Source organism: Streptomyces sp. NPDC001443 (assembly GCF_053597355.1).
This window is the reverse complement of sequence record NZ_JBSFIA010000048.1, coordinates 1-24,309: the sequence shown is the minus strand read 5'-3', so window position 1 is coordinate 24,309 and position 24,309 is coordinate 1. Positions and strand designations below refer to the sequence as shown.

Genomic DNA, 24,309 nt, shown 5'->3' with positions numbered 1-24,309 from the left:
CATGGCTGACCACCCGTCCGTCCCGCAGACCCGTACCCCCGAGGCCGTACCCGGGGCCGTCCTCGGGGCGGACGCCTCCGCACCGACCCCTGCCGCCGAGGGGCTCACCCGGCGCAAGCTGCTCGGCACCGCCGGCGCCACCGGACTCGTCCTCGGCGCGGCGGGCGCGGCCGCGGGCCACGCCGCCGTGCCCGCCCAGGCCACCCCGCTCACCGCGCTCGGCAGCGGCCGGGCGATGTTTCACGGGAAACATCAGCCCGGCATCACCGAGGGCCTCCAGGCCCGCGGTCATCTCGTCGCCTTCGACCTGACGGCCGGCGCGGGCCGCAAGGAGGCGGCCGCGCTGCTGCGCCGCTGGTCGGTCACCGCCGAACGGCTGATGTCCGGCGCGGCCGCCGCACACGACGACACCGGCGTGGCCCGGGACGCCGGTCCGTCCTCGCTGACGCTGACCTTCGGGTTCGGCCACAGCTTCTTCACCCGGACCGGGCTCGAGAAGCAGCGCCCGGTCTCCCTCGACCCGCTGCCCGACTTCTCCTCCGACCACCTCGACAAGTCCCGCAGCGACGGCGACCTGTGGGTGCAGATCGGCGCCGACGACGCCCTGGTCGCCTTCCACGCCCTGCGCGCCGTCCAGAAGGACGCGGGCAGCGCGGCCCGGGTCCGCTGGCAGATGAACGGCTTCAACCGCTCGCCCGGCGCCACCGCCCACCCCATGACCGCCCGCAACCTCATGGGCCAGCTGGACGGCACCCGCAACCCCAGGCCCGCCGAGTCCGACTTCGACCGGCGGATCTTCGTGCCCGCGTCCGGCTCGAAGGACCCGGGCTGGATGTCCGGCGGCTCCTACGCCGTCGTACGCCGTATCCGCATGCTCCTCGACGACTGGGAGCGGCTCTCGGTCGCGGCCCAGGAGCAGGTGATCGGGCGGCGCAAGGACGACGGCGCGCCGCTGTCCGGGGGCGGTGAGACGACCGCGATGGACCTGGAGAAGCGGGACTCCGCGGGCGATCTGGTCGTCCCCCTCGACGCGCACGCCCGGATCACCCGGCCCGACACCAACGGCGGCGCGGCCATGCTCCGGCGCCCCTTCTCGTACCACGACGGCATCGACCCGGACGGCACGCCGGACGCGGGGCTGCTCTTCGTCTGCTGGCAGGCCGACCCGCTGCGCGGCTTCGTACCGGTGCAGCGCAAGCTCGACCGGGGCGACGCGCTGTCGAAGTACATCCGCCACGAGGCCAGCGGACTGTTCGCGGTGCCGGGCGGCGCGGCCGAGGGGGGGTACGTGGGGCAGCGGCTGCTGGAGGGCTGAGCCCCGGCCACCGGTCGAGACGGTCACCCGGTTGCCCGTACGGCCCACTAGGGTGAGGCCATGCCAGCCAGCTATGCGTATCTCGGCCCCGAAGGCACCTTCACCGAAGTCGCCCTGCGGACCCTCCCGGAAGCGGCGACCCGGGAGCTGATCCCGTACGTGTCCGTGCAGTCCGCGCTCGACGCGGTACGCACCGGCGAGGCCGAAGCCGCGTTCGTGCCGATCGAGAACTCCGTCGAGGGCGGTATCACCACCACCCTGGACGAGCTGGTCGCGGGCGCGCCGCTGATGATCTACCGCGAGGTGCTGCTGTCCATCACCTTCGCGCTGCTGGTCAAGCCCGGCACCCAGTTGTCCGACATCAAGACGGTCACCGCTCACCCGGCCGCCCAGCCGCAGGTGCGCAACTGGCTGAGGGCCAACCTGCCGAACGCGGTCTGGGAGTCGGCCGCCTCGAACGCGGACGGCGCCCGCCTGGTCCAGGAGGGCCGCTACGACGCGGCTTTCGCGGGCGAGTTCGCGGCCGCCCGCTACGGCCTCGAGCCGCTGGAGACCGGCATCCACGACGCCGAGAACGCCCAGACCCGGTTCGTGCTGGTCGGCCGGCCCGCCCGGCCCGCGGCACCCACCGGCGCGGACAAGACGTCCGTCGTGCTCCGGCAGCGCGACGACCACCCCGGTGGACTGCGTGACCTGCTGGGCGAGTTCGCCACCCGCGGCATCAACCTCATGCTGCTCCAGTCCCGTCCGACCGGCGCCGGCATCGGCAACTACTGCTTCTGCGTCGACGCCGAGGGGCACATCTCCGACCGGCGGGTGGCGGAGGCGCTGATGGGGCTGAAGCGGATCTGCCTGGAAGTGCGGTTCCTCGGTTCCTACCCGCGCGCGGACATCGGTGTCGAGGACGTACGAACGCTGCCCCGGGGGACGTCGGACGGGGAGTTCGTGGAGGCGGCGGACTGGGTGGCGCGCTGCCAGGACGGCCGTTTCTAGTCAGGTCGGTTCGTTCTCCGTCGCGTTTTGGTTATCCACAGGCGTTATCCACAGGTTCCCATCTCGACCTGGGGACAAGTCGACAGAGGAACACCATTCAGTCGACAAATCCGCCCACAGGGCTTGAGTGTGTCCTCACTCTGATGGACCGCCCTTCGTCCACTCTTTTCCTTCGATCAACCCTTTCAGGCGAACTCTTTCCACTCGAAAGTGTGGGCAAAGGGGGTTTACACCAGGAAACCGGAGCCCCACCGAACAAGCCGGAGTGATCAATTCCAGCATCCACAGATCATCCTCACACCCTGTGGATAACCCTTCGGGGATGTGGATACCTGTGGACAGCCGCGATCCAAGTGCCGCCCTCCACAAGGGAATCCGGTCAACCGCGCGCCGGGGACTCGCCCCACCTCGACGGCGAGGTCACCTTTTTTACTGACACGCACGTCATTTCGCACATATGCGAAGGTGAGCGACGAATCGCAGCTGCGGGAATGTGAGTCGTATCCGGCAACCGCGCACCGGTAGCCTTGAGCGCGTGATTGACCTTCGCCTGCTCCGTGAGGACCCCGACCGTGTGCGCGCCTCCCAGCGTGCCCGTGGAGAGGATGTCGCGCTCGTCGACGCTCTCCTGTCTGCCGACGAGCGGCGCAGGTCGTCCGGCGTCCGCTTCGACGAGCTCCGCTCCGAGCAGAAGGTGCTCGGCAAGCTGATCCCCAAGGCCTCCGGCGACGAGAAGGCCGAGCTGCTGGCCAAGGCCGGCAAGCTGGCCGCCGACGTCAAGGCGGCGGACGCCGAGCAGAACGAGGCGGACGAGCGGACCAAGAGCCTCCTGCTCCAGCTCGGCAACCTCGTGCACCCGGACGTCCCCGTCGGCGGCGAGGAGGACTTCGTCGTCCTGGAGACGCACGGCACGATCCGCGACTTCGGCGCCGAGGGCTTCGAGCCCAAGGACCACCTGGAGCTCGGCGAGGCGCTGGGCGCCATCGACGTCGAGCGCGGCGCCAAGGTGTCCGGCTCGCGCTTCTACTACCTGACGGGCGTCGGCGCGCTCCTGGAGCTCGCCCTCGTCAACGCGGCGATCGCGCAGGCCACCGAGGCCGGCTTCACCCCGATGCTGACCCCGGCGCTGGTCCGCCCGCGCGCGATGGAGGGCACCGGCTTCCTCGGCCAGGCCGCGGAGAACGTGTACCACCTGGAGAAGGACGACTACTACCTGGTCGGCACCTCCGAGGTCCCCCTCGCCGCCTACCACATGGACGAGATCCTCGACGCCGACAAGCTCCCGCTGCGGTACGCCGGCTTCTCGCCGTGCTTCCGCCGGGAGGCCGGCACGTACGGCAAGGACACCCGCGGCATCTTCCGCGTGCACCAGTTCGACAAGGTCGAGATGTTCTCGTACGTGGCCCCCGAGGACGCCGAGAACGAGCACCGGCGGCTCCTGGAGTGGGAGAAGCAGTGGCTGACCGGCCTCGAACTGCCCTTCCAGGTCATCGACGTGGCCTCCGGCGACCTCGGTGCCTCCGCGTCCCGCAAGTTCGACTGCGAGGCGTGGATCCCGACCCAGGGCAAGTACCGCGAGCTGACGTCGGCGTCCAACTGCGACGGCTTCCAGGCCCGCCGACTGTCCGTGCGGATGCGCGACGGCAAGAAGGTCCAGCCGCTCGCGACGCTCAACGGCACGCTGTGCGCCGTACCGCGCACGATCGTGGCGATCCTGGAGAACCACCAGCTGGCCGACGGCTCGGTGCGCGTGCCCGAGGTGCTCCGGCCCTACCTGGGCGGCCGTGAGGTCCTGGAGCCGGTCGCCAAGTGAGCACCGCCCCGGACTTCCCGTACCGGCTGATCGCGACCGACCTCGACGGAACGCTTCTGCGTTCCGACGAGTCGGTGTCGCGGCGCACCCGTGACGCGCTCACCGCGGCCACCGCGGCGGGCGCCGCGCACATCGTGGTGACCGGACGGGCGGCCCCGTGGACCCGGCACATCCTCGACGACCTCGGCTACCGCGGCCTCGCGGTCTGCGCCCAGGGCGCGCAGGTGTACGACGCCGGCGCGCACCGGCTGCTGACGTCGGTGACCCTGGACCGGCAGCTCGCGGCACTGGCACTGGCCAAGATCGAGGCCGAGGTGGGCCCGCTGTTCCTGGCGGCCAGCCGCGACGGCCTGGACGGCGAGGTGCTGGTGGGCCCCGGCTACGCGGTCACGGGCAGGCTGCCGGCCACCCCGTTCACGGACGTCTCCGACCTCTGGAGCGCCCCGCTGAACAAGATCTACATACAGCATCCGACGCTCACGGACGACGAGCTCGCGGAGGCGTCGCGCCAGACCGCGGGCGGTTTCGTGTCGGTGGCGATGGCGGGGCACGGCATCGTCGAACTGCTGCCGCTGGGGCTGTCCAAGGCCACCGGCCTGTCCCTGGCGGCCCGTCGCCTGGGTCTGAAGGCAGCGGACACGATCGCCTTCGGCGACATGCCCAACGACATCCCGATGTTCGGGTGGGCCGGTCACGGTGTCGCCATGGCCAACGCCCACGAGGAGCTGAAGGCGGTCGCCGACGAGGTGACGTCCTCCAACGAGGAGGACGGGATCGCGGTGGTGCTGGAGCGGTTGCTGGGCTGAGCCCTCGGGCTTCTCGGTTCTGCGGAGGATGCACGGATCGAACGTGCGCGGGGGGACACCCCGACCTCGACTCGCTTTGATCGAGCACAGCGCAAGCCGGTGCCTTGCCTCTCGGCCAATCCTCCGGGTGGGCGGCCCACGCGAGTGCGATTCGCGTGCTCGAAGCGGCCGCCCCGGGCAGCTCACCAGCAGGGCGGAATCGACGGAGGTGACTACTCCGGAATCCGCCGCACGCTGCCCTGTCGGGAGCTGGACGTACTGTCGTGCATGGACATCGTCCCGCTCCTCTCCCAGATGGTGGCGCCGGCTCGGGTCCGGCCGCTCGGACATCACCACTGTGCCCGACCGCCGTACCCGACGCCACCGAATATCGGGGGCCGCGCGGCCGCTACCGGCGCCGCCACCTGCGGCGCCGGGCCTTGCTGAAGAACCATCCGGCGGGCGGTTCGTCGGAGCGCCAGGGCTGAGGCTCGGGCTGCTCCGCCCGCCAGCGGGCGGCGAGCATCCGGGCCCGCGCGGACGGCTCGGCCGTCTCGGCGGCCCGTATGAACCCCTCGTCCAGGACGAGATCGTCCCAGCCGTCGCCGTCCGGCGTGCCCGCTTCGCGACCGTCGTCCTGCGGTGTCTCCTCTGCCATGCCCGGCCCTCCCAGCCGTCCATCCGTTCCGCCCAGTGTGCGCCGGCCGGGATGAAGCCGCCGTCAGGGCCGGGGTCCGGCCGCTACTCCTCCCCGGCGAGGGTCAGCGTGCGCAGCTTGCGGCCCGCGTACCAGGTGGCCAGCACGGTGACCGCGACCAGCAGGGTCGTCGCCGTGGTCAGCCCGACGTCGGAGGTGACGAGGTCCCCGCCCGCGACCTTGTGGGCGACGGCCAGCGACCACTGCTGGACGCTGAGCGTGCGCGCGCCCGGCACCAGGGAGCCGAACAGCGCCTCCCAGACCAGGGCGTAGACGAGACCGAAGACCACCGCGTGCCGGGACACCGTGCCCAGCAGCAGGAAGAGCGCCGCGTAAGCGATGGAGGCGACCAGCGCCGCCACCGTGTAGGCGACGGCGATCTGCTGCCCGTTGCCGTTCAGGATCAGCCCGGCGAGCAGGGTCGGCAGTGCCGAGAACACCATGGTCACCGCGATCGCCACGATCAGCTTGGTGAAGATGATCGTCGGCCGCTTGAGCGGCTTGGACAGCAGGTACACCACCGAGCCGTCGTCGATCTCCGGGCCGATCGCGCCGGTGCCGGCGATGACGCCGATGATCGGCACCATCGTGGCGAGCGCCAGCCCGCCCAGCACGTCCGTCGCGGTCTGGTCGTCGGCCCCGGTGAGGGCCCGGACGGCCGTGGCGATCACGATCAGCAGCAGCGGCAGCGCGCCGAGGACCAGGGCCCGCCGGCGGCCGAGCAGGGCCCGGTAGGTGAGCCGGGCGACTGTGGGGTCGTACATGTTCGGCCTCCTACGCCGCGACGAGATACGAGAAGACGGACTCGAGGGACTCGTCGGACGGCGAGACCGTGAGCAGCCGGATGCCGTGCTCCCTGGCCACCTTGGGCAGCAGGGCCGTGAAGCGGCCGAAGTCGACGGCCTGGACGCGCAGCGCGCCCTCGGCGAGGTCGACCTCGATGCCGGACGTCGACGGGTCGGCGATCAGCGCGGCCGCGAGGGCTCGGTCGTCGCTGGAGCGGACCAGATAGCGGTGCGGGCGGTCGGTCATCAGCCGGCGGATGCGGCGGAAGTCGCCGCTCGCCGCGTGCCGGCCGGCCACGATCACCTCGATGTGCCAGGCGAGTTGCTCGACCTCCTCCAGGATGTGGGAGGAGAACAGCACCGTGCGGCCCTCGTCGCCCATGCGCCGCAGCAGGTCCATGAGCTGCATGCGCTGGCGCGGGTCCATGCCGTTGAACGGCTCGTCGAGCAGGAGCAGGGACGGCTCGTGGACCAGCGCGGAGGCCATCTTCACGCGCTGGCGCATGCCCTTGGAGTAGGTGGAGATCTTCCGGTCCTGGGCGTACTCCATCTCGACGGTGGCCAGCGCCTGCCGGGCGGCCTTGTCGCCCAGTCCGTGCAGTTCGGCGTTGGCGACGACGAACTCGCGCCCGGTGAGGAAGTCGTACATCGCCTCGCGTTCGGGGACGATGCCGATCTGCCGGTAGATCTGCTCGTTGCGCCACACCGGCCGGCCGTCGAGGGTGACGGACCCGGTGGAGGGGGCGAGGAAGCCGCCCATCATGTTGATGAGGGTGGACTTCCCGGCGCCGTTGGGGCCGAGCAGACCGGTGACGCCCGGACCGATGGTCATGGTGATGTCGTTGACGGCGACCACGTTGCCGAACCAGCGGGAGACGTGGTCGATGCTGAGCGTGGTCACAGTCCGGCCTTTCGGTAGCGGCGCATCAGAAGGCCGTAGCAGGCGGCGCTCAGGCCCAGAACGGCGAGGACGTACACCACGCCCTGCCCGTGCGAGGGGCCGACGCCGCCGGGGAACGACGAGGTCGCGCCGAGGAACGCGGACTGCACCCCGTCGATGAGGGTGATGGGTGAGAACAGGCCGACCCAGGGGATGACGTTCGCGCTGTCCTGGACGTCGGCGATCGCCTGGAGGGTGGAGACCGCGCCGTAGGAGATGGTCAGTACGGCGATGACGGCGGCGATGCCGAAGCCGCGGCGCGGGGTCAGCGCGGCGATGACCAGGCCGATGCCGGCGAACAGCACCGACAGCAGGGCGACGGCGAGGAGTCCCTGGGCAAATCCCTGGGTCTGGTCGCCGAAGTCGAGCTTGGCCAGCAGCGCGCCGACGTACAGCACGAGCAGCGGGGCGGCGGTGAGGGCGAACAGCGCCGAAGCCAGTGCCGCGTACTTCGCGAGGACGTAGTCGGAGGTCTCGATCGGTCGCGAGAAGTACAGCGGGACGGTCTTGAAGCGCAGGTCGCGCGAGACGGACTGGGGTGCCTGCGAGGCGACGTACAGGCTGATGACGGCCTGCATGACGATCGCGTAGCGCGTGTAGTCCAGCGGCAGGTCCTTGGCCTTGGTGAAGACGGCGACGGCGACCATGATGGCCGCGGGCACGCACATCACCACGAACAGCAGCATCGGCAGCACCTTGGACTTCACCGAGCGGCCCAGGCCGTACGCGCCGCGCAGGGACTGCGAGTACAGGGAGCGGCGGGCGTAGGCGCGGCCCAGGCGCGGGCCGTCGTAGCTGCGGTAGCCGATGTCGTGGATACGGGTCTGGTCACCCGCCGGGACGGGTGCGACGGGGTGCTCAACCGTCATGGCCGACCGCCTCCTTGCGCTGTGTGTCGCTGTCCGTGGCGTCCGTGGCCTTCGCGTCGTCCGTGTCGTTCTTGAAGACCTCGGAGATGTGGTGTCTGCGCTGTTCCATGCGCACCAGGCCGAGCCCGAGGTCGGCGACGACGTCGCGGACCAGGTCGTAGGTCTGCTCGCCCTGGGCGGTGAGCAGCAGGACGTGGCCGGCGCCGGGCAGTCCGCCGCTGCCGTCGACGACCTCCGCGCCGCGCGCGTGCAGTGCCTCGCGCACCGCGCGGGTGCCGTCGGGGTGCTCGTCGGTGTCCGTGACCTCGATGGCGAGCGTGGTGGTGGTCTGGGTGAAGTCCGTGGTGGAGCTGGAGCGCAGCAGTTTGCCGCCGTCGATGACGACGACGTGGTCGCAGGTGCGTTCCAGTTCGCCGAGGAGGTGCGAGGTGACCAGGACCGAGATGCCGAAGTCCGTGTGGATGCGGCGGATCAGGCCGAGCATGTCGTCGCGGCCGACCGGGTCGAGGCCGTTGGTCGGCTCGTCAAGGAAGACCAGCTGCGGGTCGTGGACCAGGGCCTGGGCGAGTTTCACTCGCTGCTTCATGCCGGTGGAGTAGCCGCCGATCGGGCGGTAGCGCTCCTCGTACAGCCCGACGTGGCGCAGGGTGTCCGCGGTGCGCTCGCGCGCGGCGGTGGGCGGCAGGCCGGACATGCGGGCCATGTGCACGACGAACTCGGTGGCCGAGACGTCGGGCGGCAGGCAGTCGTGCTCCGGCATGTAGCCGACGCGCTCCCGGATGGCGGCGCCTTCGGTGGCGACGTCGAGGCCGAACACCTCGGCGCGGCCCTCGGTGGCGGGGGACAGACCCAGCAGGATCTTGATCAGTGTGGACTTGCCGGCTCCGTTGGCTCCGACGAGCCCGGTCACACCCGGGCCGACGTCCACGGAGAGCCGGTCAAGCGCGGTCACCCGGGGGAACCGCTTGCTCAGGCTTTCGGTCACGATCACAGTCACGTCGTCGACAGTAGTGACGCGTGCCACGCGGATCGTCACCCCGCAGAGCTGTCTTGATGTCGGTCTGGAGTCGTACGGGAATCTCAGGGTCACCCTGAGGTCGCCCCTCCGCCGGGCCCGATCCCTTCCCCCGGGCGGGCAGGTCCACCCGCCCGTCGGCCCTATTGACGATTTCTCTAACAACTGCGAGATTCGCCGGTGCAGCACCTTCCGGCTGGACGACGGACTACCGCGCCTGCGGCGCTGGGCGAAGGACAGGTGACGCGAGTGGCACGGGTGACACGGGTGACGATGCTGAAGGACGCGCGGGAGCGTCGGGTGCGGACCGGCGGGGTCGAGTTGTGCGTGGCCGAGCTGGGCGACCCCGGGCAGCCGACGGTGGTCCTGGTGCACGGCTATCCGGACAGCAAGGAGGTCTGGTCGGAGGTCGCCGTCCGGCTCGCCGACCGCTACCGCTTCCATGTGGTCCTGTACGACGTCCGGGGGCACGGCCGCTCCACGGCACCGCGCCCGCTGCGCGGCGGCTTCACCCTGGAGAAGCTGACGGACGACTTCCTGGCGGTCGTGGACGCGGTCAGCCCGGACCGGCCGGTGCACCTGGTCGGGCACGACTGGGGGTCGGTGCAGGCCTGGGAGTTCGTCACGGTAGGCCGCACCGAGGGCCGGATCGCGTCCTTCACCTCGATGTCCGGGCCGTCGCTCGACCACTTCGGGCACTGGATCAAGTCGCGGGTGAAGCGGCCGACGCCCCGCCGGGTGGGCCAGCTCCTCGGCCAGGGCGCCAGGTCCTGGTACGTGTACCTGCTGCACACACCCGCGCTGCCGGAAATGGCCTGGCGCGGACCGCTCGGCAGAAGCTGGCCGACGCTCCTGCGCCGCCTGGAGAAGGTCCCGGCGGGCGACTACCCGACCTCGTCGCTGTCCTCGGACGCCGCACACGGCGCCTGGCTGTACCGGGACAACGTCCGGGCCAGGCTGCGCAGCCCCCGCCCGGACGCCCGCGCGCACGCGCCCGTGCAGCTCGTGACGCCCCTCGGGGACGCGTTCCTGTCGCAGCGGCTCTACGACGAACTGGAGCAGTGGGTTCCACGGCTGATCCGGCGCACCCTCCCCGCGGGGCACTGGATCCCCCGCACCCGGCCCGATCAGCTCGCCGCCTGGATCACCGAGTTCGCGACCGAGGTGGAGAGCGGGCGCCAGGAACGGCGGGCCACCGGCCGGTACTCCGACCGCTTCGGCGGGCAGCTCGTCCTGGTCACCGGCGCGGGCAGCGGCATCGGACGGGCGACTGCGCTCGCGTTCGCCGAGTGCGGCGCGCGCGTGGTGGCCGTCGACCGGGACGGAAAGACGGCGGCGCGCACCGCCGAACTGGCCCGGTCGGCCGGCGCCCCGGGCGCCTGGGCCGAGACGGTCGACGTCTCCGACGAGCAGGCCATGGAGAAGCTCGCCGAGCGGGTCGCCGCCGAGCACGGCGTGGTCGACGTGCTGGTGAACAACGCCGGCATCGGCCTGTCGGGCTCCTTCTTCGCGACGACACCGGACGACTGGCGCAAGGTCCTGGACGTCAACCTGTGGGGCGTCATCCACGGCTGCCGCCTCTTCGGCCGGCAGATGGCCGAGCGCGGCCAGGGCGGCCACATCGTCAACACCGCGTCCGCGGCGGCCTATCAGCCCTCCCGGGCCCTGCCCGCCTACAGCACCTCCAAGGCGGCGGTCCTGATGCTCAGCGAGTGCCTGCGCGCAGAACTGGCCGGGCAGGACATCGGCGTGACGGCCGTCTGCCCCGGCATCGTCAACACCGGCATCACCTCGACGGCGACCTTCGCGGGCGTGGACGCGCAGGAACAGCGGCGCCGACGGCAGCGGGCCGCGCGTCTGTACGGACTGCGCAACTACCCGCCGGAGAAGGTCGCCGAGGCGATCCTGCGCGCGGTGGTACGCGACGAGGCGGTGGTCGCGGTGACCCCGGAGGCACAGGGCGCGCGCCTGCTGACGCGATGGGCGCCCGGGGCGCTGCGGGCACTGGCCCGGGTGAGACCGCCGGTCTGACCGCCGGGGGCGCCTGCCTCCCGCGCACCGCTCCACATCAGTCGATCTTGACGAAACCACGCGAATCGACAAGCAGTTGTCCACAGATCGCTCAATTCATCTGTGGATAACTAGAGTTGGCTGTGGACCAAACCTCCACCGCAAAACAAAGTGCGTGATCCGCGTCTCGCGCGCCATGCTGTCGGAATGGATGAAAGACGCACCGTGAAGGTGTCGAAGTACCTTTCGAAACACTTGCGCCATCAGCCCGAGCGCATCGGTCTGACCCTCGACGACGGGGGCTGGGTCGAGATCGAGACCCTGATGACGGCAGCCGCCACCCACGGATTCCGCTTCACCCGGGACGAGCTGGACCATGTGGTCGCCGTGAACGACAAGAAGCGTTTCGCGATCGAGGGCACCCGGATCCGGGCGAGCCAGGGCCACAGCGTCGAGGTCGACCTCGGACTGCCGCCGACGACTCCACCGCCGTACCTCTTCCACGGAACCGTGGCCCTCCGTCTGGACGCGATCCGCGCCGAGGGCCTGCGGCCCATGAACCGGCACGACGTACACCTCTCGGCCGACCGCGAGACGGCGACCCGCGTCGGTGCCCGCCGCGGACGGCCCGTCGTGCTCTCCGTGGACGCCGCCGCGATGCACCGCGACGGCCATGTCTTCCAGGTCAGTGCGAACGGAGTGTGGCTGACGAAGGCCGTACCTCCGCGGTATCTACGGTTTCCCCAGCCGCGCTGAAGGCGGGTGTGGTGACTGTTTCACGTGAAACGGACACAGGTGCTGGCGCATGCCCCGGACGGACTGCTGCCCGCCGAGCCGAGCACTCCGCGCCCGGGTCTCCGCCGACCGCGGCAAGATCTGGCACTCCGTCCGTCTCCGGCATCGGCTTCCACGAGCCCAGTCGGACAGCTATCCGAGCGGCACGGCGCGGACCACGTCAGGTGCCGTATCGAGCGGCGACGCCGAGGGACTTTCTCTGATGAGGGACGGTTCTTCCCTCCCGGTCGGCGGCCGAGCGCGCCGCTCCCGACAACGAGTCACACAAAAAGACCATGTACCGGACGAATCCGTCGCCGCATACGGGGAAGGCAGACGGAATGGGAGAGATCCGGGTCGGAACCTGCTCGTGGACGGACAAGGCGTTGGTGTCCAGCGGGTGGTACCCGACAGGTCACCGCAACGCGGAGGGCAGGCTGCGGCACTACGCCACACAGTTCCCGGTGGCAGAGGTGGACTCCACCTACTACGGACTGCCCAGTACCCACAACAGTCTTCTGTGGATCGACCGCACCCCTGCGGGGTTCCGGTTCGACGTGAAAGCGTTCTCCCTGCTCACCGGGCATCCGACACGACCGGAAGCACTGCCCGCGGACCTGCGCCCGGCCTTCGCGCGGCAACGGGGACGGCCAGGTACCGATCCTGGACTGCTCGACGATGTGTGGGACCGGTACAGCGGGGCTCTCGAACCGCTCCGCGAATACGGCCGCCTGGGGACGCTGGTTTTCCAGTTCTCACACCGGTTCGTACCGGGGAGGCCGGCGGTGGAGTTTCTGCGCCGGTGCCGTGAGCGCGCCGCGGGATGGCCGATGGCCGTGGAGTTCCGGCACCCCGACTGGTGGCGCGAGGAACGCGTCGATGCGACGACCGCCCTGCTGACGGACCTGGACACGGCAGCCGTGGCCGTGGACACGGTGCAGACCCTTCCTGCTTCCATGCCACCGGTCGCACGGGTCACCACCCCGGAATTCGCCCTGGTGCGTTTCCACGGTCGCAGCAGCGCCTGGAGGACCGGCACCAAGGAAGAGAGGTTCCGTCACTCGTACACACTCGAAGAGCTCTCCGAGTGGACACCGCGCATCCGCGAGATGGCCGAGCAGGCGCAGGAAGTCCACGTTTTGTTCAACAATTGCTGCGGTGACGCCGCCGTCCGCGCCGCGCAGTCGATGCAACACCTGCTCGGTCTCTCGTAGAGTCGACCTCATGCGACTGAGCACTGTGATTCTGCCGATCGACCGCTGGCGCGACGAGGGCCGCGACAAGTGGCGACGCGCCGAGGAGCTGGGCTTCCACACCGCATTCACCTACGACCATCTGTCCTGGCGCACCTTCCGGGACGGCCCCTGGTTCGGCGCGATCCCGACGCTGACGGCCGCCGCGGCCGTGACCGAGCGACTGCGTCTGGGCACCCTGGTGACCTCGCCGAACTTCCGGCACCCGGTGACCCTCGCCAAGGAACTCATCTCCCTGGACGACGTCTCCGCCGGCCGGGTGACCCTCGGCATCGGCGCGGGCGGCACCGGATTCGACGCCACCGCCCTCGGACAGGAGCCCTGGACCCCGCGCGAGCGCGCCGACCGGCTGGCCGAGTTCATCCCCCTGCTCGACCGCCTCCTCACCGAGGACTCGGTGTCGCACGAGGGCGACTTCTACTCGGCGCACGAAGCGCGCAACATCCCCGGATGCGTACAGCGCCCGCGGCTGCCCTTCGCCGTGGCCGCCACCGGCCCGCGCGGACTGAAGCTCGCCGCGCAGTACGGACAGGCATGGGTGACCACCGGCGACCCCAAGCTGTACGAGAACGGCACCCCCGAGGAGTCCCTTCGCGCCCTCCGTGGCCAGGCCGACAAGCTGGCCGACGCCTGCGCCGAGCTGGGCCGGGGCGAGGACGAGCTGGACAAGATCCTGCTCACCGGCTTCACGCCGGACCGCGGCCGTCCGCTGGAGTCGCTCGACGCCTTCGTGGACTTCGCCGGCCGGCATCAGGAGCTGGGCTTCACGGAGCTGGTCATCCACTGGCCCATCCCCGAATCGGACTTCGCCGCGGACATGAAGGTCTTCGAACGGATCGCCATGGAGGCCCCGGCGCAGCTGGGCTGAGCCGCGGCACCACGTCATCTGTGTCTCATCCGTATGCACACCGGCACGCCTGTGCGGGCATATGCGCGAGAATGACCCGGTGACCTCAGCGACCAGAGAATCCGCGACCCCGGCCGCCGCCGTTCCGCCACGGCTGATCGCCACCGATCTCGACGGCACCCTGCTGCGCGACGACAAGTCGGTGTCGCCGCGCACGGTCGCCGCCCTCACCGCCGCCGAGGAGGCGGGCATCGAGGTCTTCTTCGTCACCGGCCGCCCGGCCCGCTGGATGGACGTCGTCAGCGCCCACGTCCACGGGCACGGCCTGGCGATCTGCGGAAACGGTGCCGCCGTGGTCGACCTGCACGGCGGCCCCGGCATGCACCGGTTCGTGAAGGTACGGGAGCTGGCGCGGCAGAACGCGCTGGACGCCGTACAGCTCCTGCGCGACGCGGCCCCCGGCACGGTGGTTGCCGTCGAGCAGACCTACGGCTTCTACCAGGAGCCCGCCTATCCGAAGCTGCACATGGAGCTCCCCGACCATCTCGCCCCGGCCGAGGACCTGCTGGCGCCCGACGGCCCCTGTGCCGGCGAGCCGGTGCTGAAGATCCTCGCCTACCACCCCGACCTCGATCCCGACGACTTCCTCGACGTCGGCCGCCTCGCGATCGGCACGCGCGCCAGCGTCACCCGCTCCAGCCCGAGCGCCCTGCTGGAGATCAGCGGCCCCGGCGTCTCCAAGGCCAGCACCCTCGCTCTGTGCTGTGCGGAGCGCGGCATCTCCCCCGAGGAGGTCGTCGCCTTCGGGGACATGCCCAACGACGTCGAGATGCTGACCTGGGCGGGTCGGTCCTACGCCATGGGCAACGCCCACCCGGCCGTGGTCGCCGCGGCCTCCGGACGGACGGTCGCCAACAACGAGGACGGAGTGGCGGTCGTGATCGAACGGATGCTGGCGGAGCGGATCTGACGAAGCGGCTCCACCGGCACCCCGCGGCCTTCGAGCCAGGGCACCGGGTCCAGCGCCGAGTCCGACTCCGTACCGGCCCGCACCTCGAAGTGCAGGTGCGGGCCGGTGGAGTTGCCGGTGGTGCCCGACTGACCGATCCACTGGCCGGTCGTCACCCGTTCGCCCGGGTCGACGGCGACGGCGGCCAGATGGGCGTACCGGGTGCGGTAGCCGTCGTCGTGGCGGATGACGACCTGGATGCCGAAGGCGCCCCCGCAGGCGACCTTCACCACCCGGCCCGCGCCGACGGCCCGGACCGGGGTGCCGATCGGCACGGCGAAGTCCTGCCCGGTGTGCCGATGCGCCCACCGCTCGCCACGACTGCCGAAGCGCGCGGACAGCTCGTACTCCGCCACGGGCGCCACCCACGCGCTCGTGACGCTCTTCGCCGGCCGGCCGAGCCGGACCGTGCCGCCGCAGCTGCCCGCGGCGACCGAGGCGGCGGCCTGCGCCTGCAACCGTGCTCGGGCCTCGTCCAGCTTCGCCCCGATGCTCCTCCTCACCTCGGCCAGTACGCGGTTGCGCTTCCGCGCCAGCCGCCAGCGCGCGGTGGCCGTCGCCCGGTCGGCCACCAGCCGCGCCTCGGCCCGCCGGCCACTGACGATCGCGTCGTCGCCTGCCCGGCGTTCACGGTCCAGGAGCAGCCCGGCCCGCCGCACCGCCGCCAGCAGCTCCTCGGCCTCGTGCCGCCCCGCCTCGTACTGCCGTGCCACCGCCGCGTCCGCCTCGTACAGTCGCGCCACCTCCGCACCCGGGCCCTGGACGCCCCGGACCTCCCCGGCATCGCCGTCGGCTCCCGTGGAGTGCGCCACGAGCACCGCCAGCGCGCACAGCAGTACCGGAACCAGCAGCGGCCGACGGCGAGATGAGCGCATGTCAGTGATCATCACCGGGCCGAGGGGGCCCGGTCCTGTTCAAGTCGTACGCACGGGGGACCCGTCGCCCCGGACGGCTCAGTACGGAAAGCCCGGCACGGACGGCCCGGTACGGACGGCCCGGCACGGACGGCTGCCGGTTCGGGCTCAGTACGGTGCCTCCCACACCAGCGTCGTGCCGCGGCCGCCGGGCCCGATGCCCGGCCCGTACCGGCTGCCGCCGCCGAGCGACTCGGCGCGCCGCGCGAGATTGCACAGGCCGCTGCGCCGACCCCCCTCGGGGATTCCGACACCGTCGTCCGCGACCGTCAGCCGAACGCCGGGCCGGCCGTCCGGCAGGGACACCGTCGCGTCGACGACGACATCGATCCGTGCGGCCCCGGCATGCCGGAAGGCGTTGGAGAGCGCCTCCCGCAGCGCGGCGACGAGGTTCGTCCCGGTGAGGTCGCCGACCAGGCCGTCGACCTCACCGACGAATCGGTGCGCGGGCCTGAACCCGAGCGGTACGGCGGCCGTGCTGATCTCTCGCAGCACGCGCGTGCGCAACCCCGACGCTGCCGTACCGAGGTCCTGCCGGAGCGCGAACACCACGCTGCGGATCTCCTGGATGGTGACGTCGAGCTCGACCGCGGCCCTGCCGACCCGCTCCCGCACCTCGGGCACGGCGGACCCGCGCCGGGCGCGCTCCAGCATCGCCCCCGCCGCGAACAGCCGCTGGACGACGAGATCGTGCAGATCGTGGGCGATGCGCTCGCGGTCCTCGTACACCGCGAGCCGCTCCCGGTCGCGCTGTGCCTCCGCCATCATCAGGGCGAGCGCGGCCTGCGCGGCGAACTGCGCCGCGAGGGTGCGCTCGCTCCGTGTGAACGGCCGCTCCCCGCGGTCGCGTGGTGTGACGAGGGCCCCGAGAACGCGCCCGTCGCTCTTCAGGGGCAGCATCATCGTCGGCCCGTAGCCGTGAATGGACCCGGTGGACAGGCGTGGATCGGTGGCCGCGTCGTCGATGAAGACCGGCTGTCCGTCGAGGAGTTCGGCGACGACCCGGTTCTCCGGCGGGATGACCACTCCCAGCAGGGTCGACGGTGAGCGGGAGGCCACGGCGACGATCTCCAGACCCCCTTCGTCGGCGGGCAGCAGCACCGCGCCGACGGCCGATCCGGACAGCCGGCGGGCCTGTTCGGCGACGACCTGGAGGGCGTCGTCGGCGTCACCGCCGGACAGCAGGGCGGTGGTGACGGCGACCGAACCGTCGATCCAGCGCTCGCGCTGCTGCGCGGCCCCGTACAGGCGGGCGTTGCCCACCGCGATGCCCGCCTCCATGGCCAGCACCCGGACCACGTCGAGGTCGTCGTCGTGGAAGGGCCCGCCACCGCGCTTCTCGGTCAGATAGAGGTTGCCGAAGACGGCGCCGTGGACGCGGATGGGGACCCCGAGGAAGGCGCGCATCGGCGGATGGTGCGCAGGGAAGCCGCAGGAGCGCGGGTCCGTGGCGAGGTCCGCGAGCCGGACCGGTTCCGGGTCGCGGATCAGCGCGCCCAGCAGCCCTCTGCGCCCGTCGGGCCGCCGTCCGATCCGGCGGGCGGTCGCCTCGTCGAACCCGTGGTGCACGAAGTCGGAGAGTCCCTCACCGTCCTCGGCGATGACACCGATGGCCGCGTACCGGGCTCCCGTCAGGTCGGCCGCCGTCTCGCAGATGCGGTCCAGGGTGGAGTGCAGCTCCAGCCCCCTGGCGACGGACCGCATGGCCTCCAGCAGCCGCAGGACCCGGCCCGTCGCTTCGGCCGACGGCCCGGTCAGGGGTTCGCGGGACGACGCGGTGGACATGCCCCGAGCCTAATGAGTCCCCTTTTGTACCGAAAGTCGAGAATATCGGCCGATCACCGCACGGAGGCCTCCGACCGGTCGGTCACCCCGCGGCCACCAGGAGCTCCGACTCCGCCTCCCGTCGCACCATGCCGCGCAGCGGTCCGGCCGTGGCCGCGAGTTCCGCATAGGTCCCGCGCTGCACCACCCGTCCCTCGTCCAGTACGAGCACCTCGTCCACGGCTTCGAGACCGGCCAGCCGATGAGTGATCAACAGGGTCGTACGGCCCTCGGTGGCGGCCAGCAGATCGGCGGTGAGCGCGTCGGCCGTCGCCAGGTCGAGATGCTCGGCGGGCTCGTCGAGCACGAGCACGGGGAAGTCGGCGAGGAGCGCCCGGGCCAGCGCGAGCCGCTGCCGCTGCCCACCGGACAACCGGGCCCCGTGTTCTCCGATCAGCGTGTCCAGTCCGTCGGGCAGGCTGTCCGCCCAGTCCCACAGGCGGGCCCGCACGAGCGCGTCCCGGAGGTCTTCCTCGGTGGCGTCCTTCCTCGCGAGGAGCAGGTTCTCGCGCACCGAGCTGTCGAAGAGGTGCGCGTCCTGTGCGCACAGTCCGACATGGCGCCGTACGTCGTCGCCGTCCAGCGCGTGCGCGTCCACACCCGCCAGCGTGTACGAGCCCGCGTCCGTGTCCAGGAAGCGCAGCAGCACCTGCGCGAGCGTCGTCTTGCCGGACCCGGACGGCCCGACCACGGCGATCCGGCGCCCCTGCGCCAGCGTGAGGTCGACCCCGCGGACCGCGTCCCGGTCCTGTCCGGTGTGCCGGGCGGACAGCCCCTTCACGACGACCGGGAACGGCGACGCCGGTGCCTGCCGCGGCCGTTCCGGCTCACGAACCGGCTCGGGGGCGTCGAGGACCTCGTACACGCGCTGTGCGCTCCTGCGGACCCGCTGCCGGAACTGTGCGGCGAGCGGCAGCCCGAGGACGGCCTCGAAGGCGGCCAGCGGCGTCAGGACGACGACGGCCATCGCCACCCCCTCCAGCCGCCCGGCGGCGACCGCCTGGGCGCCCACGGCGGCGGTGGCGGTCACGGTCAGGCCGCAGAGCAGCGCGGTCAGCCCGTCGCCGAGCGCGGTGGCCGCCGCGGCCCGCGAGGCGATCCGGGTGAGTGCCGTGTCGGCCCCGCGGACCTCCTCGGCACGCGCGGGCAGGGCACCGGCGACGGTGATCTCCGCGGTGCCGGTGAGCAGGTCGGCCACCCGGGTGGCGAGCACGCCGCGGGCGGGGGCGAGGCGGTGTTCCGCGCGCCGGGCCACGGCAGTGGTCACCAGCGGAACCCCCGCCCCGGCCGCGAGCAGTCCGGCCGCGAGCACGGCGCCCGCCTCGGGCAGCAGCCAGGCCGTGAACGCGACGGATCCGGCGAAGACGAGCACGGCGGCTCCGGCCGGCAGCAGCCAGCGCAGCCAGTAGTCCTGAAGGTCGTCGACATCGACGACGAGCCGCGCGAGCAGGTCGCCCCGGCGGGTCCGGCGCAACCCGGCCGGCGCCAGCCGCTCAAGCCGCCGGTACACGGCGACCCGGGTGTCGGCCAGCATCCGCAGCACGGCGTCGTGCGACACCAGCCGCTCGGCATAGCGGAAGACGGCCCGCCCGATCCCGAAGGCCCGGGTCGCCGTCACCGCCACCATCAGATACAGCACGGGCGGCTGCTGCGAGGCCCGTGAGATGAGCCACCCGGAGGTGGCCATCAGTCCTACGGCGCTCCCTAGCGCGAGACCCCCGAGCAACAGCGCCAGGACGAGCCGCCCCCGGCGGGCGCCGGCCATGGCACGCACCCGGGCCAGGGTGCCGCAGGTGCTCGTCGTGACGTGCCCCGGGGTGTCGTCGGCGGCGACGGACGTCGCCCCCGTCCTCGTCCCGGCAGGACGTGCCGGAGCGTTCCCGGCCCCGGCCGCCCCGGGAACGGCCGACTGGGCCGCTTCCAGGCGCACCACCCGGTCCGCCACCGCCAGCAGCGCCGGCCGGTGCACGACGAGGAGCACGGTCCGCCCCACCGCCAACCGCCGCACCGCCTCGACGACCTCCGCCTCGGTCGCGCCGTCGAGCGCCGCGGTCGGTTCGTCGAGCAGCAGCACGGGCCGGTCGGCGAGGAACGCACGTGCCAGCGCGAGCCGCTGCCGCTGTCCGGCGGACAGACCCGCGCCGTCCTCACCGAGGACGGTGCCGGTCCCGGCCGGAAGGGCGTCGACGAAGTCCAGCGCTCCCGCGTCCCGCAGCGCCCGGCGTACCGCCTCGTCGTCCGCTCCGGGGCGGGCCAGCCGCACGTTCTCCGCGATCGTCCCGGCGTACAGATGCGGCCGCTGCGGCACCCAGGCGATCCGGGACCGCCACTGTGCGAGGTCGAGGCCGGCCAGGTCGGCGCCGCCGATCAGGATCCGTCCCTCGGCCGGGTCCACGAAGCCCAGCAGAGCATGGAGCAGCGTCGACTTGCCCGCACCGCTCGGCCCCACGAGTGCGACCGTCTCCCCGGCCTCGACGGCGAAGGCGGCTCCGGTCACGGCGTCCTCGGAGCGTCCGGGGTACCTGACCGTCACTCCTTCGAAGGCCACACCGCCCGTCGGCGCCGCGGCCGTTCCCTTCGCCGGCACAGGGGTCTCCAGCACGGCGAAGATCTCCTCGGCCGCCGCGAGCCCCTCCGCCGCCGCGTGGTACTGCGCCCCCACCTGGCGCAGCGGCAGATACGCCTCGGGGGCGAGCACGAGGATGACCAGACCGATGTACAGATCCATCTCGCCGTGGACGAGCCGCATACCGATCGTCACGGCGACCAGGGCCACCGAGAGCGTGGAGAGCAGTTCCAGCGCGAACGAGGAGAGGAAGGCGATCCGCAGGGTGCGCATGGTCGCCCGGCGGTACTCGCCGGTGATACGCCGGATCGAGTCGGCCTGCGCCTTGGCGCGCCCGAACACCTTCAGCGTCGGCAGTCCCGCGACCACGTCGAGGAAGTGTCCCGAGAGCCGGGACAGCAGCCGCCACTGCCGGTCCATCCGGGACTGGGTGGCCCAGCCGATCAGCATCATGAACAGGGGGATGAGCGGAAGCGTGCCGACGATGATGGCGGCGGAGACCCAGTCCTCGGTGACGATCCGCGCGAGTACGGCCACCGGTACGACCACGGCAAGACCCAACTGCGGCAGACAGCGGGCGAAGTAGTCGTCGAGGGCGTCGACTCCCCGGGTGGCGAGGGCGACCAGCGATCCGGTGCGCTGACCGCTCAGCCATCCGGGACCGAGCGCTGCCGCCCGGTCCAGCAACCGCATCCGCAGTTCCGACTTCACGGCAGCGCTCGCACGGTGGGCCGCCAGTTCGGTGAGCCAGGAGACCAGAGCCCGTCCGCCGGCGACGGCCGCCAACAGCAGCAGGGGCGTGCCGAGTTCGCCTGCCGTCAGCCCGCGCTGGAACGCGCCGACCACCACCTCGGCGATGAGCATCGCCTGTGCGATGACCAGTCCTGCTCCGAGAGCGCCGAGGCTGACGACAGCCACCAGGAAGACGCGTGTGGCGCGGGCGTAACGCAGAAGGCGCGGATCGATCGGTTTCACGTGAAACATGCCCTTCAGACCAGAAGGGTGTGTTTCACGTGAAACACACCCCTGATCGAACTCAGTGAGCGGCTTCGGCGAGGTGGTGGGTGCCGATCCGCTTGCGGAACACCCAGTAGGTCCAGCCCTGATAGAGCAGGACGATCGGCGTGGCGATCGCCGCACACCACGTCATGATCTTCAAGGTGTACGGGCTCGACGAGGCGTTGGTGACCGTGAGGCTCCAGTCCGGGTTGAGCGAGGACGGCATGACGTCCGGGAAGAGCGACAGGAAGAGCATGGCCACGGCGGCCACGATGGTGAGGCCGGAGAAGGCGAACGACCAGCCCTCACGTCCCGCCTGGTTCGCCGCGAGAGCCGCCACGAGGGCCACCACGGCCACGATCAGTGCCACCAGGCTCTTGCCGTCCCCGCTGTCGACCTGCGTCCACAGCAGGAAGACCACCGCCAGCACGGCGGTCACCAGACCGACCACGAGTGCCAGCTTCCGCGCCCGCTCCCGAATGTCCCCGACGGTCTTGAGCGCGGTGAACACCGTGCCGTGGAAGGTGAACAGCGTCAGCGTCACCAGACCGCCGAGGACGGCGTACGGGTTGAGCAGATCCCAGAAGTTGCCGACGTACTCGAAGCCCTGGTCGATCTTCACACCGCGCACGATGTTGCCGAAGGCCACACCCCACAGGAACGCCGGGATCAGGGAGGTCCAGAAGATCGCCGTCTCCCAGTTGCGCTGCCAGTTCTCCTCCGGCCGCTTCGCCCGGTACTCGAAGGCGACACCCCGGACGATCAGGCAGACCAGGATGATCAGCAGGGGCAGGTAGAAACCGGAGAACAGCGTGGCGTACCACTCGGGGAACGCGGCGAAGGTCGCGCCGCCCGCCGTCAGCAGCCACACCTCGTTGCCGTCCCAGACGGGCCCGATGGTGTTGATCAGCACCCGCCTCTCCGGGCGGTCCCGGGCGAGCAGCTTGGTGAGGATGCCCACCCCGAAGTCGAAGCCCTCCAGGAAGAAATAGCCGGTCCACAGGACGGCGATCAGGACGAACCAGACGTCGTGCAGTTCCATGACTGTGCAGCTCCCTCGGCCTAGTACGAGAAGGCCATCGGCTTGTCGGCGTCACGGGGATCGCCGCCGATCTTCGTGGGCGGGTTGAGGTCGTCCTCGGTGAGCTCCGGCGGCCCTGCCTTGATGTACTTCACCAGCAGCTTGACCTCGACGACGGCGAGGATGGCGTACAGCGCGGTGAAGACGATCATCGAGGTGAGCACCTCGCCCTGGGAGACACCGGGGGAGACCGCCTGCCGGGTCTGGAGCACTCCGTAGACGACCCACGGCTGACGGCCCATCTCGGTGAAGATCCAGCCCCAGGAGTTGGCGATCAGCGGGAATCCCAGGGTCCAGATCGCCACGAGCCAGTAGAGCCTGCCGAGCTGCGGGCTGAGCGCCTTGCTCTTGAAGAGCACCAGGTGCGGCACCTCGTCCTCACCGACCCTGAGGTGCTGGGCCAGCATGAACTTCTTGCGGGTCAGCCAGAGTCCGACCAGCCCGATGGCGAAGGACGCCATGCCGAAGCCGATCATCCAGCGGAACGCCCAGAAGGTGACGGGGATGATGGGCCGGTAGTCGCCCGGCCCGTACTTCAACTGCTCGGCCTTGTTGGTGTCGTTGATGCCGGGGACGTACGAGTTGAAGTCGTCGTCGGCGAGGAAGGACAGTATTCCCGGAACGGACAGCTCGACGGTGTTGTGGCCCTTGCTGACGTCTCCGTAGGCGAAGACCGAGAACGGGGCGGAGTTCTGGCCGTCCCAGAGCGCCTCGGCGGCGGCCATCTTCATCGGCTGCTGCTTGAACATGACCTTGCCGAGGGTGTCACCGCTGATCGCGGTGAGCAGGCCGGCGATGACCACGGTGACGAGGCCCAGCCGCAGCGAGGTCTTCATCACGGGGACGTGCTTCTTGCGGAACAGGTGGAAGGCGGCGATGCCGACCATGAACGCGCCACCGGTCAGGAAGGAGGCGGTGAGCGTGTGGAACGCCTGCGCAAGCGCGGTGTTCTGGGTCAGGACCTGCCAGAAGTCGGTGAGTTCGGCACGACCCTTCACCTTGTTGATCCGGTAGCCGACGGGGTGCTGCATCCACGAGTTGGCCGCGAGGATGAAGTACGCCGACAGGATCGTTCCGATCGCGACCATCCAGATGCAGGCCAGATGGATCTTCTTGGGCAGTCTGTCCCAGCCGAAGATCCACAGACCGATGAAGGTGGACTCGAAGAAGAAGGCGATCAGGGCCTCGAAGGCCAGCGGAGCGCCGAAGATGTCGCCGACGAAGCGCGAGTAGTCCGACCAGTTCATACCGAACTGGAACTCCTGCACGATGCCGGTGACGACACCCATCGCGATGTTGATCAGGAAGAGCTTGCCCCAGAACTTCGTCGCCCTGAGGTACTTCTCGTTCTCGGTGCGCACCCAGGCGGTCTGGAGACCGGCGACGAGGGCGGCGAGCGAGATCGTCAGGGGGACGAAGAGGAAGTGGTAGACGGTGGTGATCCCGAACTGCCAGCGCGCCAGCGTCTCCGGCGCCAGAGCCAATTCCACGTCGTCAGCCTCCTTACGTTGCCGTGACACAGCGGAGATTTACCCCATTTGTCGCACATATTAGTGGAGCAAACGGGACACGCTTGTGAACGCGTTCACATTCACAAGCAAGTATGACGCATACCCGTTCGACGCGTGAGGGCCGGGGGGTCCTTAAGGAAGTCCCACTGGCCCGGTCCACCAGGGTCATTCGGCCCCACCTGGGAGCGCTTACGACGTGAGGGGTGTCTGTTCCACGTGGAACAGACACCCCACACCAAAGTGATGGGCCCCCCGCGCCCCGGTGACAAAAAGTGGCAGCGGGATACATACGCCCACAAAAGAAAAATA

At 70.8% G+C, this 24,309-nt stretch carries 19 protein-coding genes and 1 tRNA gene; 9 read left to right on the top strand and 11 right to left on the bottom strand.

The genetic code is table 11. The annotated features are described in order from the left end of the window. The first annotated feature begins 1 nt into the window (after window position 1). From efeB to ACWC24_RS35815, 4 genes are all read left to right on the top strand, one after another. The gene (gene efeB, locus ACWC24_RS35830; RefSeq protein ID WP_450667083.1) at window positions 2-1,315 is read left to right on the top strand and encodes an iron uptake transporter deferrochelatase/peroxidase subunit; all 1,314 of its coding nucleotides are present in this window, start codon (window positions 2-4) and stop codon (window positions 1,313-1,315) included. A 60-nt stretch (window positions 1,316-1,375) separates the two neighbouring features. Then, window positions 1,376-2,308 (top strand): prephenate dehydratase, encoded by a 933-nt coding sequence (pheA, locus tag ACWC24_RS35825; RefSeq protein WP_450667082.1) that lies wholly within the window; start codon window positions 1,376-1,378, stop codon window positions 2,306-2,308. Between the two features lie 535 nt (window positions 2,309-2,843). Next, on the top strand, window positions 2,844-4,121 hold the full coding sequence (gene serS / locus ACWC24_RS35820) for a serine--tRNA ligase (protein ID WP_450667081.1): 1,278 nt from the start codon (window positions 2,844-2,846) through the stop codon (window positions 4,119-4,121). Next, on the top strand, window positions 4,118-4,927 hold the full coding sequence (locus tag ACWC24_RS35815) for an HAD family hydrolase (protein WP_450667080.1): 810 nt from the start codon (window positions 4,118-4,120) through the stop codon (window positions 4,925-4,927). Before serS ends, ACWC24_RS35815 begins: the two co-directional genes overlap by 4 nt. A gap of 22 nt (window positions 4,928-4,949) precedes the next feature. Here the strand turns inward: ACWC24_RS35815 and ACWC24_RS35810 are convergent. From ACWC24_RS35810 to ACWC24_RS35785, 6 genes are all read right to left on the bottom strand, one after another. Beyond that, window positions 4,950-5,052, bottom strand: a tRNA-OTHER gene (locus tag ACWC24_RS35810). Between the two features lie 263 nt (window positions 5,053-5,315). Further along, on the bottom strand, window positions 5,316-5,564 hold the full coding sequence (locus ACWC24_RS35805; RefSeq protein WP_450667079.1) for an SGM_3592 family protein: 249 nt from the start codon (window positions 5,562-5,564) through the stop codon (window positions 5,316-5,318). Window positions 5,565-5,647: 83 nt separating this feature from the next. Continuing rightward, a complete protein-coding gene (locus tag ACWC24_RS35800) occupies window positions 5,648-6,367 on the bottom strand; it encodes an ABC transporter permease subunit (protein WP_450667078.1) in 720 nt (239 codons plus the stop codon). A gap of 10 nt (window positions 6,368-6,377) precedes the next feature. Then, on the bottom strand, window positions 6,378-7,289 hold the full coding sequence (locus tag ACWC24_RS35795) for an ABC transporter ATP-binding protein (RefSeq protein WP_450667077.1): 912 nt from the start codon (window positions 7,287-7,289) through the stop codon (window positions 6,378-6,380). After that, window positions 7,286-8,197 carry an ABC transporter permease gene (locus ACWC24_RS35790; RefSeq protein WP_450667076.1) on the bottom strand — a complete coding sequence of 304 codons (912 nt, stop codon included), beginning with the start codon at window positions 8,195-8,197 and terminating at the stop codon, window positions 7,286-7,288. The genes ACWC24_RS35795 and ACWC24_RS35790 overlap by 4 nt, the downstream gene beginning before the upstream one ends. Further along, entirely contained in the window at window positions 8,187-9,188 is a 1,002-nt protein-coding gene (locus ACWC24_RS35785) for an ABC transporter ATP-binding protein (RefSeq protein ID WP_450667121.1), read from the bottom strand. Before ACWC24_RS35785 ends, ACWC24_RS35790 begins: the two co-directional genes overlap by 11 nt. 291 nt (window positions 9,189-9,479) lie before the next feature. Here ACWC24_RS35785 and ACWC24_RS35780 point away from each other — a divergent pair, with 291 nt between their 5' ends. The 5 genes from ACWC24_RS35780 (at window position 9,480) to ACWC24_RS35760 (ending at window position 15,066) form a co-directional block, all read left to right on the top strand. Next, window positions 9,480-11,243 carry an SDR family oxidoreductase gene (locus ACWC24_RS35780; RefSeq protein ID WP_450667120.1) on the top strand — a complete coding sequence of 588 codons (1,764 nt, stop codon included), beginning with the start codon at window positions 9,480-9,482 and terminating at the stop codon, window positions 11,241-11,243. Between the two features lie 186 nt (window positions 11,244-11,429). Then, complete coding sequence (locus ACWC24_RS35775) at window positions 11,430-11,978, top strand: RNA 2'-phosphotransferase (RefSeq protein ID WP_450667075.1); 549 nt, start codon at window positions 11,430-11,432, stop codon at window positions 11,976-11,978. 359 nt (window positions 11,979-12,337) lie between these two features. Continuing rightward, a complete protein-coding gene (locus ACWC24_RS35770; RefSeq protein WP_450667074.1) occupies window positions 12,338-13,210 on the top strand; it encodes a DUF72 domain-containing protein in 873 nt (290 codons plus the stop codon). A gap of 10 nt (window positions 13,211-13,220) precedes the next feature. Further along, window positions 13,221-14,117 (top strand): LLM class flavin-dependent oxidoreductase, encoded by an 897-nt coding sequence (locus ACWC24_RS35765; protein ID WP_450667073.1) that lies wholly within the window; start codon window positions 13,221-13,223, stop codon window positions 14,115-14,117. Between the two features lie 61 nt (window positions 14,118-14,178). Continuing rightward, complete coding sequence (locus ACWC24_RS35760; RefSeq protein ID WP_450667072.1) at window positions 14,179-15,066, top strand: Cof-type HAD-IIB family hydrolase; 888 nt, start codon at window positions 14,179-14,181, stop codon at window positions 15,064-15,066. Here the strand turns inward: ACWC24_RS35760 and ACWC24_RS35755 are convergent. The 5 genes from ACWC24_RS35755 to ACWC24_RS35735 form a co-directional block, all read right to left on the bottom strand. After that, window positions 14,949-15,980 carry a peptidoglycan DD-metalloendopeptidase family protein gene (locus ACWC24_RS35755; protein WP_450667071.1) on the bottom strand — a complete coding sequence of 344 codons (1,032 nt, stop codon included), beginning with the start codon at window positions 15,978-15,980 and terminating at the stop codon, window positions 14,949-14,951. The two genes, ACWC24_RS35760 and ACWC24_RS35755, sit on opposite strands and share 118 nt — an antisense overlap. Before the next feature lie 147 nt (window positions 15,981-16,127). After that, window positions 16,128-17,804, bottom strand: coding sequence for a GAF domain-containing protein (locus ACWC24_RS35750; protein WP_450667070.1), 1,677 nt, complete (start codon window positions 17,802-17,804; stop codon window positions 16,128-16,130). An 82-nt stretch (window positions 17,805-17,886) separates the two neighbouring features. Continuing rightward, complete coding sequence (cydD, locus tag ACWC24_RS35745; RefSeq protein WP_450667069.1) at window positions 17,887-21,393, bottom strand: thiol reductant ABC exporter subunit CydD; 3,507 nt, start codon at window positions 21,391-21,393, stop codon at window positions 17,887-17,889. A 52-nt stretch (window positions 21,394-21,445) separates the two neighbouring features. Beyond that, the gene (gene cydB, locus ACWC24_RS35740) at window positions 21,446-22,450 is read right to left on the bottom strand and encodes a cytochrome d ubiquinol oxidase subunit II (protein ID WP_450667068.1); all 1,005 of its coding nucleotides are present in this window, start codon (window positions 22,448-22,450) and stop codon (window positions 21,446-21,448) included. Between the two features lie 20 nt (window positions 22,451-22,470). Next, entirely contained in the window at window positions 22,471-23,979 is a 1,509-nt protein-coding gene (locus ACWC24_RS35735; protein ID WP_450667067.1) for a cytochrome ubiquinol oxidase subunit I, read from the bottom strand. Window positions 23,980-24,309 lie beyond the last annotated feature (330 nt).

Bases quoted from the DNA above. Each gene is read 5' to 3' on its own strand.
- ACWC24_RS35800 (WP_450667078.1), bottom strand. From the start codon at position 6,367: ATGTACGACCCCACAGTCGCCCGGCTCACCTACCGGGCCCTGCTCGGC.
- ACWC24_RS35805 (WP_450667079.1), bottom strand. From the start codon at position 5,564: ATGGCAGAGGAGACACCGCAGGACGACGGTCGCGAAGCGGGCACGCCG.
- efeB (WP_450667083.1), top strand. From the start codon at position 2: ATGGCTGACCACCCGTCCGTCCCGCAGACCCGTACCCCCGAGGCCGTA.
- cydD (WP_450667069.1), bottom strand. From the start codon at position 21,393: ATGTTTCACGTGAAACCGATCGATCCGCGCCTTCTGCGTTACGCCCGC.
- ACWC24_RS35775 (WP_450667075.1), top strand. From the start codon at position 11,430: ATGGATGAAAGACGCACCGTGAAGGTGTCGAAGTACCTTTCGAAACAC.
- ACWC24_RS35755 (WP_450667071.1), bottom strand. From the start codon at position 15,980: ATGCGCTCATCTCGCCGTCGGCCGCTGCTGGTTCCGGTACTGCTGTGC.
- cydB (WP_450667068.1), bottom strand. From the start codon at position 22,450: ATGGAACTGCACGACGTCTGGTTCGTCCTGATCGCCGTCCTGTGGACC.
- ACWC24_RS35760 (WP_450667072.1), top strand. From the start codon at position 14,179: ATGCGCGAGAATGACCCGGTGACCTCAGCGACCAGAGAATCCGCGACC.
- ACWC24_RS35765 (WP_450667073.1), top strand. From the start codon at position 13,221: ATGCGACTGAGCACTGTGATTCTGCCGATCGACCGCTGGCGCGACGAG.
- pheA (WP_450667082.1), top strand. From the start codon at position 1,376: ATGCCAGCCAGCTATGCGTATCTCGGCCCCGAAGGCACCTTCACCGAA.
- ACWC24_RS35770 (WP_450667074.1), top strand. From the start codon at position 12,338: ATGGGAGAGATCCGGGTCGGAACCTGCTCGTGGACGGACAAGGCGTTG.
- ACWC24_RS35790 (WP_450667076.1), bottom strand. From the start codon at position 8,197: ATGACGGTTGAGCACCCCGTCGCACCCGTCCCGGCGGGTGACCAGACC.
- ACWC24_RS35750 (WP_450667070.1), bottom strand. From the start codon at position 17,804: ATGTCCACCGCGTCGTCCCGCGAACCCCTGACCGGGCCGTCGGCCGAA.